Source organism: Mobilicoccus sp. (genome assembly GCF_032060985.1).
Taxonomy (GTDB): domain Bacteria; phylum Actinomycetota; class Actinomycetes; order Actinomycetales; family Dermatophilaceae; genus Mobilicoccus.
This window is the reverse complement of record NZ_DAMBGD010000001.1, coordinates 340,956-355,044: the sequence shown is the minus strand read 5'-3', so window position 1 is coordinate 355,044 and position 14,089 is coordinate 340,956. Positions and strand designations below refer to the sequence as shown.

11 protein-coding genes are annotated in these 14,089 nt (G+C 73.5%); all 11 read right to left on the bottom strand.

The annotated features are described in order from the left end of the window. Positions 1–97: 97 nt before the first annotated feature. A complete protein-coding gene (locus tag RT054_RS01550) occupies positions 98–805 on the bottom strand; it encodes a YggS family pyridoxal phosphate-dependent enzyme (RefSeq protein WP_313021769.1) in 708 nt (235 codons plus the stop codon). Beyond that, positions 802–1,617 carry a peptidoglycan editing factor PgeF gene (pgeF, locus tag RT054_RS01545; RefSeq protein WP_313021768.1) on the bottom strand — a complete coding sequence of 272 codons (816 nt, stop codon included), beginning with the start codon at positions 1,615–1,617 and terminating at the stop codon, positions 802–804. Before pgeF ends, RT054_RS01550 begins: the two co-directional genes overlap by 4 nt. Positions 1,618–1,631: 14 nt before the next feature. Continuing rightward, a complete protein-coding gene (gene ftsZ, locus RT054_RS01540; protein WP_312719679.1) occupies positions 1,632–3,011 on the bottom strand; it encodes a cell division protein FtsZ in 1,380 nt (459 codons plus the stop codon). A 291-nt stretch (positions 3,012–3,302) separates the two neighbouring features. After that, positions 3,303–4,070 (bottom strand): FtsQ-type POTRA domain-containing protein, encoded by a 768-nt coding sequence (locus RT054_RS01535; RefSeq protein ID WP_313021764.1) that lies wholly within the window; start codon positions 4,068–4,070, stop codon positions 3,303–3,305. A 149-nt stretch (positions 4,071–4,219) separates the two neighbouring features. Beyond that, positions 4,220–5,779 carry a UDP-N-acetylmuramate--L-alanine ligase gene (gene murC, locus RT054_RS01530; protein ID WP_313021763.1) on the bottom strand — a complete coding sequence of 520 codons (1,560 nt, stop codon included), beginning with the start codon at positions 5,777–5,779 and terminating at the stop codon, positions 4,220–4,222. Further along, entirely contained in the window at positions 5,776–6,906 is a 1,131-nt protein-coding gene (gene murG, locus RT054_RS01525; RefSeq protein ID WP_313021829.1) for an undecaprenyldiphospho-muramoylpentapeptide beta-N-acetylglucosaminyltransferase, read from the bottom strand. Before murG ends, murC begins: the two co-directional genes overlap by 4 nt. Next, positions 6,906–8,267: a putative lipid II flippase FtsW gene (ftsW, locus tag RT054_RS01520; RefSeq protein ID WP_313021761.1), complete on the bottom strand. Its 1,362-nt coding sequence runs from the start codon at positions 8,265–8,267 to the stop codon at positions 6,906–6,908. Before ftsW ends, murG begins: the two co-directional genes overlap by 1 nt. An 80-nt stretch (positions 8,268–8,347) precedes the next feature. Next, positions 8,348–9,847, bottom strand: a complete 1,500-nt coding sequence (gene murD / locus RT054_RS01515) for a UDP-N-acetylmuramoyl-L-alanine--D-glutamate ligase (RefSeq protein WP_313021827.1) — start codon at positions 9,845–9,847, stop codon at positions 8,348–8,350. Positions 9,848–9,921: 74 nt separating this feature from the next. After that, the gene (mraY, locus tag RT054_RS01510; protein WP_312719674.1) at positions 9,922–11,016 is read right to left on the bottom strand and encodes a phospho-N-acetylmuramoyl-pentapeptide-transferase; all 1,095 of its coding nucleotides are present in this window, start codon (positions 11,014–11,016) and stop codon (positions 9,922–9,924) included. After that, a complete protein-coding gene (gene murF, locus RT054_RS01505) occupies positions 11,013–12,434 on the bottom strand; it encodes a UDP-N-acetylmuramoyl-tripeptide--D-alanyl-D-alanine ligase (protein ID WP_313021756.1) in 1,422 nt (473 codons plus the stop codon). Before murF ends, mraY begins: the two co-directional genes overlap by 4 nt. Next, positions 12,431–14,086: a UDP-N-acetylmuramoyl-L-alanyl-D-glutamate--2,6-diaminopimelate ligase gene (locus RT054_RS01500; protein ID WP_313021755.1), complete on the bottom strand. Its 1,656-nt coding sequence runs from the start codon at positions 14,084–14,086 to the stop codon at positions 12,431–12,433. Before RT054_RS01500 ends, murF begins: the two co-directional genes overlap by 4 nt. Positions 14,087–14,089: the final 3 nt, after the last annotated feature.

Below are 14,089 nucleotides of genomic sequence, written 5' to 3'. Positions count from 1 at the left end.
GCCGGACCGTCGGACTCACCCCTGGCGCATCCGATCCTGCACGATACGACGGCGTGGGCAGGCTCGAGGCGACGGGGGGAAGACCGTCGGGGTCACGCTATCGGGCGACCGGCCGGGCGCCGAGGATTGCCGAGCCGACACGCACGTGGGTGGCGCCGTGGGCGAGGGCCGACTCGAGGTCCCCGCTCATGCCCGCCGAGAGCCACGAGGCCTCGGGATGGGCCTGCCGCAGGCGGGCGTGGAGGTCGGCGAGGTGGGCGAAGGCGGCCTCGGGGTCCTCCCCCAGGGGCGCGACCGCCATGAGGCCGCGTAGATCGAGGACGTCGCTCTCGGCCACCCGCTCGGCGAGAGCCGACAGTCCCGCCCGCGCCACGCCACCCCGGCCTGCGTCGTCACCGCCGAGGTCGACCTGCAGAAGGACGTCGAGCCGGCGTTCCGCCGCCCGTGCCCCCTTCTCGAGGGCGGTGACGATCTTGCCCCGGTCGACGGACTCCACGACGTCGGCGTAGCGCGCGACGTGCGCCGCCTTGTTGCTCTGCAGCTGGCCGATGAAGTGCACGCGCTGCGGACGGCGCCCGCCGGCCTCGAGCTCGGCGACCTTGGCCGCCGCCTCCTGGTCACGGTTCTCCCCGATGTCGGTGACGCCGAGGTCGACGAGGGCCGCGGCGTCGCTCGCGGGGAAGAACTTCGTGACGACGACGAGCGTCGGGTCCGTGCCCGTCGCGGAGATCCGCTCGCGCACGCGTCTCAGGGCGTCGGCCAGAGCGGCCCGACGCTCCTCGGTCGCGGCCAGGGGATCGCTCATGCGGCGTCACCGCTCGCCCCGGCCGCCATCGCGACGACGCCGGCGAAGCGGCCCGTGCGCGCGGCCCGGCGGTAGCTGTAGAGACGGGGGTCCTCGCGGGTGCACCCGGGGACCCACGTGAGCGGCACGTCCAGGGCGTGGAGGTCGGCGACGACGCCCGCGGCGACGTCGAGGGCCGGGGTGCCGCTCCACGACACGGTCGCGGACTCCGGATGCCCGGCCGCGACCTCGTCCCGCATCGCCTGCGGCACCTCGTAGCAGCGACCGCAGACGCTGGGCCCGACGGCGGCACGCAGGGATCGAGCCCCGAGATCGCGTGCCGCGACGACGGCCGCGGTGACGATACCGGCCGCGAGCCCCGGGCGTCCGGCGTGGACGGCGCCGATGACACCGGCCTCCGGGTCGGCGAGGAGGACCGGGGTGCAGTCGGCGACGAGCACGGCGAGGGCGAGACCGGGGCGGTCGGTGACGACCGCGTCGACCGCCGGGGCGTCCCCCTCCCACGGGCCGCGGGCCACGGCGACCTCGGCGCCGTGGCACTGCGCCATGAAGAGCAGATGGTCACGCTCGACCCGCAGGGCAGCGGCGAGGTGGGCGCGATTGCTCTCCACCGCCTCGGGATCGTCCCCGACGTGGCCGCCGAGGTTGAACCGCGCGAAGTCACCGGTGGAGGCCCCCTGTGCGCCGTCCGCGCGGGTGAAGCCCCAGTCGACGGCGTGTGCGGCACCGACGGGCCCGGACGCGCGTGTGGCGCGCGCCGCGGGCTCCCCCGTCACCGGGGAGGGCCCGACCTGCGCACGCCACACGAACACGGGGACAGGAGGTCTTACTTGAGGAAGTCCGGCACGTCGAGGTCGTCACCCTCGTCGAAGGTGACGGTGCGGGGCGGACGGCCGCCCTGCGGCGCACCCTGCGGGGCCTGCTGCTGCGGACGCTGCGGCGGCCCGGACTGCTGCGGCGCCTGCTGGCGGGGCGCCTGGCGCTGCGAGACCGGGTCGAGCGAGGGCTGGGTCCCTGCCGGCTGGACGTGCTGGGGCATCGGGCGACGCTCCGGCATCTGCGGCTCCTGCTGCTGGGGCACCTGACCCTGGCGCGGCATGACCGGCTGCGAGCCGCCACCGAAGCCACCCTGCGCGGGCGCCAGGCCCCCGCCCTGCTCCTGCTGGCCGCCGAGGCCCTGAGGGCGACCCTGCGGCATCTGCGGGGGGCGCTGCTGCTGGACGCCCTGACGGGCGCCCTCGTCGGTGCGACGCTGCGGGCTTCCGCCGTCGAACCCGGCTGCGATGACCGTGACGCGGACCTCGTCGCCGAGGGCGTCGTCGATGACCGCACCGAAGATGATGTTGGCCTCGGGGTGCGCGGCCTCCTGCACGAGACGCGCGGCCTCGTTGATCTCGAACAGACCGAGGTCGCTGCCACCCTGGATCGAGAGCAGGACGCCGTGGGCACCGTCGATGCTCGCCTCGAGCAGCGGGCTGCTGATCGCGAGCTCGGCGGCCTGGACCGCGCGGTCCTCGCCGCGGGCCGAGCCGATCCCCATGAGCGCCGAGCCGGCACCCTGCATGACCGACTTCACGTCGGCGAAGTCGAGGTTGATGAGGCCCGGGGTCGTGATGAGGTCGGTGATGCCCTGGACACCGGAGAGCAGGACCTGGTCGGCGCTGCGGAAGGCGTCGAGCATCGAGACCGCGCGGTCGCTGATCGACAGCAGGCGGTCGTTGGGGATGACGATGAGCGTGTCGACCTCTTCGCGCAGCGCGCCGATGCCGGACTCGGCCTGGTTGGCGCGGCGGCGCCCCTCGAAGGTGAAGGGGCGGGTGACGACGCCGATCGTGAGCGCCCCGATCGACTTCGCGATCTTGGCGACGACGGGGGCGCCACCGGTGCCGGTGCCGCCACCCTCGCCGGCGGTGACGAAGACCATGTCGGCGCCCTTGAGGGCCTCCTCGATCTCCTCGGCGTGGTCCTCGGCGGCCTTCTTGCCGACCTCGGGATCGGCGCCGGCGCCGAGGCCGCGGGTGAGTTCGCGGCCGACGTCGAGCTTGAGGTCCGCGTCGCTCATGAGCAACGCCTGGGCATCGGTGTTGATCGCGATGAACTCGACGCCCTTGAGGCCGACCTCGATCATGCGGTTGATGGCGTTGACACCGCCCCCGCCGATGCCGACGACCTTGATGACGGCCAAGTAGTTCTGCGGTGCTGCCACGACGGGGGCCTCTCCTGAAGACGATCTGTCGGTCATGCGGGTCGAGACGTTGTGTTCGGCCCCACGATATGAGGTCGGACCTCAGCCTCCCGTTCACCCCCCGATATCGGCGAGTCGCACGGGGAATCGCTGCAGTCCGCGCTCATCCTAATGGACGGACGACTGCACACCCTGCCATCTCCGAGCCTCTTTCCCAACCCTTGACCTCACATTGACGTCGAGCCGACCGGCTCGCTCGTCGCCCCGCCCGGGCCCCGGAACGACACCGGGATGGCCTGGGCCGCGGGAGGGTCAGCCCGACCGTTCCCCGGTGCCGCCGGCGCTCGGACCGGCGGTGGGACTTCCGGAGGGGCCGGGACCCGAGGCCGTCGAGCCCGGGGAGGGGGTGGCGGCCTCGCCACGGCGCTCATGCGACGTGACAGGCTCCATCGGGACCGAGACGTCGATACGGGCCACTCCGGCACGCGAGACGAGGTTGCGGACCACCGCCGCCTTGAGGGCGGGATCCTCGGCACTCCCCCACACGACCTCGACCCCGCCGATCGTCGCGGTGATGCGGCCACGGGTGTCGACGTGCAGGTCACGGGCCTCGGACAGCAGGTCGGCGTCGAGGCGGGTGACGAACGAGACGAGACCGCGCAGGGCCGCCGGATCCTCCGGGGCGTCGACCCGCGCGCGCGGGATCCCGCGCGGCGGGGAGGACACCGTCTCGTAGGCGACACCGTCGGCGGCGACCAGCCGGAGCGAGGCCCCCTCGCCACCCTCGACCGCGACGACCGGCGTCCGCGGCGTGGCCTCGACGACGAGGGTCGAGGGCCAACTGCGGTCCACCGAGGCCGAGGTGAAGACGGGATCGCGCAGGACCGCGTCGTGGACGGCATCTGTGTCAACCTCCACTAGAGGTCGACCCTTGTCGAGGGGGGCGGCCTTCCTGAGGGCCGCCATCCGGTCGGGTGCGGTGCGGTACTCGACCTGCTCGAGGCGGAGGAAGGGGGCGTACCACAGGACGGCGGCGCCGATCGCCGGCACGAGGACGAGGACGACGAGACCGAGGAGCATTCCGCGCCGCAGGCGGGGCCGGCGAGAGCTCCGCCGGGGGTGGCGTGGCGCGCTCGCCGTCGACGTCCGTGTCCTCCCGGTCGTCCCACCCCGGCGCCCGGCGCGGACGCGACGGGGCGGGCGGCCGTCCGCCGCCGTCGATCGAGCACTCACGCCCCCGCCTCCAGGGTGGCGATCAGGGCGGCGCCGACGCTCGTCACCGAGCCTGCACCGACGGTGAGGACGAGGTCACCGGGCCGGGCGATCTCAGCGAGCACCTCGACGGCGGCGTCGAGGCCGACGACGTCGTGCACCTCGCACGGGTGGACGCCGTCGGCGGCGAGGCGCCGGACCTGTCGCCCGATGAGGTCGGAGGAGACGCCCGGCATCGGGTCCTCCCGCGCGCCGTAGACGTCGAGGAGGACGAGCACATCGGCCTCGACGAGCCCGGCGGCGAAGCGGTCGGCGAAGTCACGCGTGCGGCTGTAGAGGTGGGGCTGGAAGCAGACGACGAGACGTCCCGGTGCGCAGACCTGGCGCCCGGCGGCGACGACCGCCTCGACCTTGGCGGGGTTGTGGGCGTAGTCGTCGACGACCCGCACTCCGCGGGCCTCGCCCTTCGCCTCGAACCTGCGGCGGGTGCCGCGGTAGCCGGCGAGGCCCGCGAGGACGGCGCCGGGCTCGGCCCGGAGGCCGACACACGCGGCGAGCAGGGCGGCGGCGGCGTCGAGGAGGTTGTGCAGGCCGGGCATGGCGACCTCGAGGACCGCCCCGTCGAGAGCGTCGAGGACCGAGTCGACCTCGGCGCGTGCCGCCGGGGCCTCGGTGCCACCGACGACGAGCCGCGCCCGACCCGACAGCCCCTCACCGACGACGTCGACGAGACGCAGGTCGGCGCGCGCCGAGGTGCCGAACGTGAGGACCTCCGCCCCAGCGCCGCGACGCGCCTGTGCGAGCTCCCAGGCGCCCTCGTCGTCGGCGCACGTGACGAGCAGACCGGACGGCCCCTGAGCGGCCCCCTGCGCCGCGCCGGACCCCGACTCGTCGCGCGAGGCCGTCCCGATGCTCTCGGCGAAGAGACCGTAGGCGGCGCGCACACCGTCGAACGTGCCGTAGAAGTCGAGGTGATCGGGTTGCACGTTGGTGACGACGGCGACGTCGGGGTGATAGACGAGGAAGCTGCCGTCGCTCTCGTCGGCCTCGACGACGAACGCGTCGCCACCGCCGAGGCGGGCGTTGACCCCGAGCCCGACGAGTTCGCCGCCGATGGCGAACGAGGGGTCCTCCTGCGCCGCGAGGAGCGCCGAGGTGAGCATCGCGGTCGTCGTCGTCTTGCCGTTCGCGCCCGCCACGGCGACGCGCCGCCTCCCGGCCATGAGGCTCGCGAGCGCCTGCGACCGGTGGAGCACCCGCGCACCGGCCTCCCGGGCCGCGACGAGCTCGACGTTGTCGTCGCGGACGGCCGAGGAGACGACGAGGGTGTCGGCGCCCGCGACGTGTGTCGCGTCGTGGCCGACGTGGATCGTCGCGCCCTGGGCCCGCAGGGCGTCCAGGACGGCGGAGTCGTTCGCGTCGGAGCCGCTGACCTGCAGCCCCGCGTCGAGGAACAGCCGCACGATCGCCGACATCCCGGCTCCGCCTGCGGCCAGCACGTGGACGCGGCCGAGGTCCCCGGCCGGCGGGACGACGGCGTCGACGTCGAAACGGGGCGTGAAGGGGCGTGTCGTCATCGGCGCCCCTCGCGACCGCCCGCGGCGACCGCGGCCTCGACGAGGTCGGCGAGCCGGGCATCGGCATCGCGCTCACCGCAGGAGGAGGCCGCGGCGGCCATCGCGGACAGGCGCGCCGGGTCGGTGAGGATGGGCAGCACCTGGGTGCGGACGGCGTCGGGGGTGAAGACGGCGTCGTCGACGATCTGCGCGCCACCGGCGGCGACGACGTGGGCGGCGTTGATCCGCTGCTCGCCGTTGCCGATCGGCAGCGGGACGAAGAGCGCGGGCAGCCCGACGGCCGTGAGCTCACAGACGGTGTTGGCGCCGGACCGGCACACGACGAGATCGGCCGCCGCGTAGGCGAGCTCCATGCGATCGGCGTACTCCCGGACGACGTACCTGGCCCCGGAGTCCCCCGTGGCGACGGTCCCCGGACCCCTGCCCCCGACCGCGCTCAGGTCGACGTCCTTGCCGCGTCCGCACAGATGGACGACCTGGACGCCGGCGTCGAGCAGGTCGCGTGCGCTCTCGCCGAGGACGGTGTTGAGGCGCTGGGCGCCGAGGGAGCCGCCGGTCACGAGAAGGGTCGGTCGGTCACCGTCGAGGCCGTAGTGGGCGAGGGCCTCGGCCCGGAGGGCGGCACGGTCGAGGTCGGCGATCTCGCGACGCAGGGGCATCCCGACCACGCTCGCGTGGGGCAACGGGGTATCGGGGAACGTGACCCCGACGTACCGGGTGAGGCGGGCGCCGAGCCTGTTCGCCAGCCCGGGTCGGGCGTTCTGCTCGTGGACGACGACGGGGATCCCCCGCCGCTTGGCCGCGAGGTAGGCCGGGCTCGCGACGTACCCCCCGAACCCGACGACGACGTCGGCCCCGGCGACGACCCGGTCGGCGGCACGCACGGCCCCGGCGAGCCTGCCGGGCAGCGAGAGGGCCGCCGCGTCGAGCCGGCGGGGAAAGGTGACCTTGGGCAGGGTCTCGAGCCGGTACCCGCGGGCGGGGACGAGGCGGGACTCGAGACCGGCCGCGGTCCCAAGCGCCGTGATCCGTGCCTCCGGGTGGCGGCGGCGCAGGCAGTCGGCGAGGGCGAGCAGCGGAGAGACGTGCCCCGCCGATCCTCCTCCGGCGAGCACGACCGAACGCATCACGAATTCTCTCCTTCGGAGGTGGAGGTGGCGGTGCGGGCCCCGCGGACGCCGACGGCCCCGGTGGAACCGACGGCCCCGGGACGCCGACGCCCGATCGCGGGGAGGCGCACCTTGTCCGCCCAGCGGCGCCGGAGCAGCGGGCGGGCGGCGAGTGCACGTCGACACGCGGGCTCGTGTCGGGCGAACGAGACGACCATCCCGAGCGCACCGAGGTTGGCGACGAGGGCCGACCCGCCGTAGGAGACGAGCGGCAGCGGGACGCCGATGACGGGCAGCAGGCCGATGACCGAGCCGATGTTGATCATCGCCTGGACGAGGATCCACACCATGACGCCGGTGGTCGCGAGGCGCACGAACTGGTCGTCGCTGTGCATGACGATGCGGTAGCAGGCGAGGGCGAGGAGGGCGTACAGCACGAGGACGAGCAGCGTGCCCCAGAGGCCGAGTTCCTCGCCGATGATCGCGTAGATGAAGTCGTTCTGCGGCTCGGGCAGCCACAGCCACTTCTCCGCGCTGCGGCCGAGGCCCAGTCCGAGGATGCCGCCGTCGGCGAGCGCGAACTGCCCGTGCCGGGTCTGCCAACACATGTGGACGTCGGTGCAGTTGAGCCACTGATCGATGCGGGACATGCGGTTGCCGCTGACGAGGACGAGCCCCCCGGCGAGGACGCCGAACAGTGCGCCCGCGGCGGCGAAGAGCCGCCACGACACGCCGGCGGCCCACAGCAACCCCCCGATGATGGCGAGGAGGACGAGGGCGGTGCCGAGGTCGTGACCGAGCAGGGTGAGGCCGACGATGATCGCCCCGAAGGGGACGAGGGCGGGCACGAGGACGTGCTGCCATTCGCGCAGGCGATGGCGTTTGGTCGACAGGGCGAGCGCGCAGCAGAGCACGAGGGCGAACTTGCCGATCTCCGAGGGCTGCAGCTGCATGCCGGGGAGCCTGATCCAGTTGCGGTTGCCGTTGACCTCGACGCCGAGGGGCGTGTGCACGAGCAGCATGAGGAACACCGACGCCGCGAAGACGGGGACCGCGAGCCGCTTCCATGCCGACACTGGCAGGCGGGAGGCGATGAACGCCCCCACGGTCCCGAGGATCGCGAACTGGGTCTGGCTCACGAAGAGGCTGTAGGCGGGTTTGCCGTCCTTGAGCGAGGTCACCGAGGACGCGGAGAGCACGACGACCAGACCGATGAGCGTGAGGCTCGAGATCACCGCGATGAGCAGGTAGTACGTCGACAGGGGCGACTCGAGTCGGGCCCAGAACGGGTGCGGGTCGGGCGGCCCGGGGGCGTCGGCCTGGCCGCGGGCGTAGCGGGAGGCCGCCGACGTCGCCCCCTTGCGGGTGGGTGTGCTCATCCTGGCCTCCTCGGCTGCGGTACCGCTGCGGGTGTCGCGCTCACCGTCGGTGAGCGGCCATCGGTGTCCACCGATGTCCGTCAGTGCCCGTGGTGGGCACGGACGGCGTCGGCGAACGCCTCACCCCGCACCTCGTAGTTGCGGAACATGTCCATCGAGGCCGCGGCCGGGGCGAGGAGGACGACGTCGCCGGGACGCGCGAGGGAGGCGGCCGCCTCCACGATGCGCGTCATCGCCCCAGTGTCGGTCTCGGGCACGTCGATGACGGGGACCTCCGGCGCGTGTCGGCCGAGTGCCTCCGCGAGACGCTCCCGATCGCGGCCGAGGAGGACGACCCCCCGCAGGCGCGCGGCGTGTTCCCGGACGAGGTCGTCGACGTCGGCGCCCTTGAGGAGTCCTCCGGCGATCCACACGACATCGGTGAAGGCGCGCAGCGACGCGGCGGCGGCGTGCGGGTTGGTGGCCTTCGAGTCGTCGATCCACGTGACGTCTCCCTCGCGGGCAACCTCGGCGATGCGGTGGGCCGCGGGGGTGAACGTCCGCAACCCCTCGCGCACGGCGAGGGGCGGCACGCCCGCGGCCCGCGCGAGGGACGCGGCGGCGAGGGCGTTGGCGATCACGTGCGGCGGGGGCGCGACGCTGCCCCGCTGCAGGTCGGCGATCGTCCCGAGTTCCGCAGCGGAGGTGCGTCGGTTCTCGACGAACGCCCGGTCGGCGAGCACGTCCTCGACGAGGCCGACCATCGAGACCGCGGGCGTGCCGAGGGTGAACCCGACCGCACGGGCACCCTCGACGACGTCGGCGTCCTCGACGAGTTCGCGGGTCGTCTCGTCCTCGACGTTGTAGACGCAGGCGACGTGGGTGTTCGCGTAGACCCGCCCCTTGGCGGCGCGGTACTCCTCGAGGCTGCCGTGCCAGTCGACGTGATCGGGTGCGACGTTGAGGCACACCGACGCCACGGGCGAGAGCGAGTTCTGCCAGTGGAGCTGGAAGCTCGAGAGTTCGACGGCGAGCACGTCGTAGGGCTCGGGGTCGAGGACGGCCTCCATGATCGGGGTGCCGACGTTGCCCACGGCCCGCGAGCGCAGCCCGGCCGCGGTGAAGATCGAGTGCAGCATCTGCACGGTCGTCGTCTTGCCGTTCGTGCCGGTGATGGTCACCCACGGCGCCGCACCCTCGGGGCGCATGCGCCAGGCGAGTTCGACCTCCCCCCACACGGGGATGCCACGCGCGTCCGCCTCGACGAACACCGGTGAACTCGGCCGCCAGCCCGGGGAGGTGACGACGAGGTCGATGTCGTCGAGCACGCTCGAGGCCGCGGGGTCGGCGAGCGCGGCGGCCGCCTCGTCGCCGAGGACGAGGTCCGCCCCGAGGACCCCGAGGATCTCGCACCGCTGCGACAGCGCCTCGGAGGAACCGCTGTCGAGCCCGCGCACGACGGCGCCTCGTTCGAGGAGCGCGTCGGCGGCGGCGAACCCGCTCACGCCGAGGCCGGTGACGAGGACCCGCAGCCCGGCCCAGTCCGCGCCGGGGTGGTCGAGAGGGCCGGCACGCCCGGCCGGTTCGCCACCGCAGCGCACGAAGCCGGTGGCGGCGGAGGCGTCCGAGGCCCGACCGGAACGACCGACCTGACCGGAACCACTGTCCTGAAGGCTCACACCGCACCTCCGACGACGATCCAGGGCGTGTAGAAGAGCGCGAGGGCGATCCCCACGCAGATGCCGGCGACGATCCAGAACCGGATGACGATCGTGACCTCGTTCCAACCCTTGAGCTCGAAGTGGTGTTGCAGGGGCGCCATGCGGAACACCCGTTTGCCGGTCATCTTGAACGAGGCGACCTGGATGATCACGGACATCGTGATGATGACGAACAGCCCGCCGAGGATGATCATGAGCAGCTCGGTGCGGGTCGTGATCGCCAGGCCGGCGAGCGCCCCGCCGAGGGCGAGGGAGCCGGTGTCGCCCATGAAGATCTTGGCGGGCGAGGCGTTCCACCAGAGGAACCCGACGCAGGCGCCCATGAGCGCCCCGGCGAAGATCGCGAGGTCGAGCGGGTGCGGTGTGTGGTAGCACAGCGCGGTGTTGGCGCCGAGCCGCGTGCACCGCTGGTTGAACTGCCAGATGCCGATGAGCACGAACGCGCCGCTCACGAGCACGGTGGCGCCGGTGGCGAGACCGTCGAGCCCGTCGGTGAGGTTGACCCCGTTGCTCGTGCCCGCGATGAGCAGGTTGATCCACACGACGAACAGCACGTAGCCGACGACCGGGCCCCACATGAACAGGTCGAACGGCAGGTCGTGGAGGAACGAGATGCGGCTCGAGGCCGGGGCGACCCCGTCGTCGTTGGTCAACGTGAGGCCGAGGACGGCGAACACCGTGCCCACCCCGAACTGCCCGAGGAGCTTCTGCCAGGACCGCAACCCCAGGCTGCGCGCCTTGCTGATCTTGATGAAGTCGTCGGCGAAACCGACGAGGCCGAGACCCACCATGAGCCCCATGACGAGCAGCGCGCTCGCCGAGAGCGGCGTGACCGTGACGAGGTGGGCGAGGAAGTACCCGAGCACCGTGGCGCCGATGAGGACCGCGCCGCCCATCGTCGGGGTGCCGCGTTTGGTGTGGTGGGTCGTGGGGCCGTCGTCGCGGATGAACTGGCCGTAGCCCCGGGCCACGAGGAACTTGATGTAGAGCGGGGTGCCGAGGAGTGCGACGAGGAGGGAGATGCCGCCGGCGGCGAGCACGGGTTTCATGAACGGACCTCCTGCGCGAGCAGCGCATCCCCGAGCAGCCGGAGCCCGGCGTCCCGACTGGACTTGAGCAGCACGACGTCCCCGTCGACGAGGATCCCGCTGAGCAGGGCCTCAGCGGCGTCGAGGGTGTCGACATGGTGGACCTCGGGACGGCCGGAGTCACCGGCGCCGTGGGCGGCGCCGCCGGCGATCGCGGCGGCGTCGGCGCCGACGGCGAGCACGGTGTCGATACCGAGGTCGGCGGCGAGGGTCCCCATGCGGCGGTGCTCGTCGGTCGATTCGGGACCGAGCTCGTACATCGCGCCGAGGACGGCCACCCGGCGACCGGCGGCCTCCATCCGGGCGAGGGTGCGCAGGGCGGCCGACATCGAGTCGGGGTTGGCGTTGTAGGCGTCGTTGACGACGACGACCCCGTCTTCGCGCACGTGCCGTTCCATCCGCCACCGGCTCGCCGGGGCGGCGCTCTGCAGCCGATCGACGACGCTCTCGGGGGTCATCCCGAGTTCCAGCGCGACCGCGACCACGGCGAGGGCGTTGTCGACCTGGTGTTCCCCGAGCAGGGTGAGGGCCACGGGCAGGGTGCGGCGGCCCGCGTCCCCGTCCGGCACGTGCAGGGTGAACGAGGGGGCGCCGAGCACGTCGAGGGCGACGTCGGTCGCCCGTACCTGCGCGTCGTCGGCGCGACCGGTGAGGCACACACGGGCCGGAGTGACCTGCGCCATCGCGCGCACGAGCTCGTCGTCGGCGTTGAGCACCGCGAGTCCGTCGGCCGGGAGCGCCTGGACGAGTTCGGACTTGGCCGTCGCGATCGCCTCCCGCGAGCCGAACTCGCCGAGGTGCGCGGTGCCGACGTTGAGCACGACGCCGACGTGCGGCGGCGCCATCGACGTGAGGTAGTCGACGTGGCCGATGCCCCGGGCACCCATCTCGACGACGAGCATCCGCGTCGTGGGCGTGACCCGGCAGAGGGTGAGCGGGACCCCGACCTCGGAGTTGAGGGAGCCGATCGTCGCGACGGTCTCTCCGTGGGCCTCCAGGACGTGGGCGAGGAGGTCCTTCGTGCTCGTCTTGCCCGAGGACCCCGTGATGCCGACGACGCGCATCCCCGACTCGACCCCGAGGCGCACGACCTCGCGGGCGAGGGCCGCGAACGCGTCCTGGACGTCGGCGACGAGCACCGCGGGGATGTCCTCGACGGGCCTCGTCACGAGCGCGGCGACCGCGCCGTTGGACGTGGCGGAGGGAATGTAGACGTGCCCGTCGGCATGCTCACCGACCCGTGCGACGTAGAGCGACCCGGGGCCGGCTTCGCGGGAGTCGGTGACGACGGGGCCGTCGACGACGAGGTCGCCCACCGCGGGGTCGAGGAGTTCACCCCCGGTGATCTCGGCGATGCGCCTCAGCGCCAAGGGGATCATGCGTGCTCTCCTGCAGTGGTTGCGTCGGTGGTCGGGTCGAGCGCGGGTTCCGCCTCGACCCGGCCGTCGGGGGCCTGGCGGCGCTGCCAGGCCCGGTGAAGGGCGGTGCGGTCGTCGTAGGGGTGGACGACGTCACCGATCTGCTGGCCGGTCTCGTGACCCTTCCCGAGGACCGCGACCGTCCCGTCCGGACCTGCGAGCTGCAGCGCCCGGAGCAGGGCGTTCTCGCGGCCGTCGACCTCGACGGCGTCACGGGCCCGGGTGCCGGGGGCCTCGCCGGCGATGAGCTCGGCCGCCCCCGAGAGCACGGAGGCACGGATGCCCGCCGGGTCCTCGTGGCGGGGGTTGTCGTCGGTGACGACGACGTGGTCGGCGGACCTCGCGGCCGCGGCGCCCATCGCGGGGCGCTTCCCGGGGTCACGATCACCGCCCGCCCCGAGGACGGCGACGAGCGGGCCCGCCCCGTCCGCCCGCAGCGCCGTGAGCACGGAGGCCACCGCGTCGGGGGTGTGGGCGAAGTCGACGATCGCGCGGGGGGCGCCGGGGCCGAGGTCGACCGTCTCGGCGCGCCCGGGCACCCGGGTGGGCGCGGACAGGCCCCGTTCGACGTCCTCCGGGCTCACCCCGAGGGCGAGGAGCGTGAGGGCGGCGACGGCGGTGTTCGTGCGGTTGAAGTCACCGGGCAGCGGGGAGGTGAGGTGCAGGGCGCGCGTCGCCGACCCTCCGGCCGGGGTCTCCCCCGCGGCCGGCCCCCCGCCCGGCGCGAGGACGAACGCGGGATCGCCCGGCCGGGAGTCCAGCACCCAGTCCGCGCCCCGGTCGGGGGTGTTCGCGAGCGTCACCACCGGGACCCCGGCCTCGTCGGCGAGGCGGCGACCCCAGTCGTCGTCGACGCACACGACACCGCGCCGGGAGCGTTCGGGGGTGAACAGCGAGGCCTTGGCCGCGAAGTAATTCGCCATCGTGCCGTGGAAGTCGAGGTGGTCCTGGCTGAGGTTGGTGAAGCAGGCGACGTCGTAGACGATCCCGTCGACCCGGTGCAGGACGAGGGCGTGGCTGCTCACCTCCATCGTGAGGTCGGTGACCCCACGTTCGGCCATCACCGCGAGCAGGGCCTGGAGGTCGCAGGACTCGGGGGTCGTGCGCGCGGACTCCACGCGCTCGGTGCCCATGCGGATCTCGATCGTGCCGACGAGCCCCGTCGCGCGCCCGAGGGCTCGCAGCGCGCCGTCGAGCAGGTAGGCGGTCGTCGTCTTGCCGTTCGTGCCCGTGATGCCGACCGTGCGCAGCCGCTCGGCCGGACGCCCGTAGAGGCGGGCCGAGATCCCGCCGAGGACCGAACGCGGGTCGTCCGCGAGCAGGACCGGCACACCGGCGGCGGCGCCCTCGAGGATCGTCGCGAGACCGGCCTCGTCGGTGAGCACCGCCACGGCGCCCGACGCGACCGCTCCCTCGGCGAACCGGGCGCCGTGCACGTGCGCGCCCGGCAACGCGGCATAGAGATCGCCCGGTTCGACCCGACGGCTGTCGAGGGACGCACCCGTGACGACGAGCCGACCGGCGTCGGCCGGACCGACGAGCCGCACGTCGGCGGAGGTCAGGTCGTCCAGTGCCGTCGGGTCGAGGTGCTTCGGGCGCGTGGGAGGAGTCATCAC